Raw genomic sequence first — 1556 nt, 5'->3', positions numbered from 1 at the left:
TTTTAGTATACCATTAACTCTTTCTGCTAATGCGTTTTCATAGCAATTACCAGCTGCCGCCATACTTATTTCGGTTTTCTGTTTTTTCAACTGTCCCGTGTAAAGGTGACTACAATATTGTGATCCCCTGTCTGAATGGTGGATTGTACCTTCACCTATTTTATTTCTTAGTGCCATTTTAAGGGCATTTAATGCCCCGGTGAGCTCAAGGCTATCACTGACGTCATATCCAACTATTTTTCTACTGTATACATCTGTAATTAAGGCAAGATAACAAAATCCCTTTTCTGTTCGCAAATATGTTATGTCACTTACCCACAATTGATCCGGTCTGGTAACCTTGAGCTCCTGTGTTAAATTTTTATACACCTTGAATGGATGTTTGCTATCGGTGGTTACCTTATATCTAGGCCTCTGCTTTGGAACCAATAAGTCCTCCTTTCTGAGAAACTCAATGAATTTGTCTCTGCCCAATTTTATGTTGTGTTGGGCTAGCTTAGGACCGATTATATGGAACAGTTTTTTACTACCCAGTTTGGTCATAAAACTACGATAGTACAATACCTGGGATTTTATGAGCTTGTGCTCTTTCATCTGGATACCATCTGTCTTTACAGCCTTGTAATACGCCGCTCGACTTCTCTTAAGTTTATTGCAGACCGTCATTACTTTTTCGTTTTTTTTGATTGTCTTCGCTGCAATTCTTCGCCAGCTTTTTTTTTTACTTTTTCAAGGTCCAAATCCATGTCCTCACAGATAACCTCAAGAGTACTCTCGGCTATTTTTCTATCTAGGACAGTATCTGCAAGTGCTTCCTTAAGTCTCCTAATTTCGTTTTTCATCTCTTTTAGACGATCAATTTCTCCTGGCTTTTTCATGATAACTATTTTGTTTAAAAGACTAAAGTTACCATATTTTTTTGCCCAATTCTGAATTGTGGATCTTCCTTTAATGTTATATTTGAGCATAGCCTCACCAAAACTAAGATGATTAGACTCAATATCTTTTAGTACAGATAGTTTAAATGATTCGGAATAACGTAATATTTGTTTAGATTGTTTCATAGTTTATAGATTTATAAACTGTCAACCTATTTCAGAACAAGTCATTTTGTCCTACGTCCTACGTCCTACCGTCCTACGTCCAAAATCTAGCATCTAGCCTCTAGCCTCTAGCATCTCAAATCTCAAATCTCAAATCTCAAATCTCACATCTTCCTTAACATCCCCCGAACCCCCTTCAAAAGCGTGTTTTAAAATTACTTTGGGATGGGGGAGAAGTGGCGTCTTCGATTTCACCTTTCCAAACATCCCCCCCTGCCCCCCCTTCAAAGGGGGGAATAGCGTCACCCAGAAGTATCGTCTTCAATTTTACTTTCCCGTTTCGCGTTCAAATTCGTCCTACGTCTTACGTCCTACCGTCCTACGGCAAAAATCTAGCCTCTAGCCTCTAGCATCTCAAATCTCAAATCTCAAATCTCAAATCTCACATCTTCCTCCGCCCCCCCTTCAAAAGCCTGTCCCGAATTTACTTCGGGAGGGGGTGAGTAGCGTCAT

The 1556-nt window shown here is 39.5% G+C and carries 2 protein-coding genes; both read right to left on the bottom strand.

Annotated elements, in window-relative coordinates; translation table 11 throughout:
- Positions 1-666 (bottom strand): IS3 family transposase (locus K8089_RS16005; RefSeq protein WP_237604298.1); only part of this gene is annotated, 666 nt, incomplete at its 3' end.
- Positions 666-1064, bottom strand: a complete 399-nt coding sequence (locus tag K8089_RS16000; RefSeq protein ID WP_237604297.1) for a hypothetical protein — start codon at positions 1062-1064, stop codon at positions 666-668. The genes K8089_RS16000 and K8089_RS16005, both read right to left, overlap by 1 nt.
- Between the last annotated feature and the right edge of the window lie 492 nt (positions 1065-1556).

Origin of the sequence: Aequorivita vitellina, assembly GCF_022008365.1 — a bacterium.
GTDB lineage: Bacteria > Bacteroidota > Bacteroidia > Flavobacteriales > Flavobacteriaceae > Aequorivita > Aequorivita vitellina.
This window is presented reverse-complemented; position numbering and strand designations above follow the sequence as displayed.

Coding starts and splice junctions, on each gene's coding strand:
- K8089_RS16000 (WP_237604297.1), bottom strand. CDS start 1,064: ATGAAACAATCTAAACAAATATTACGTTATTCCGAATCATTTAAACTA.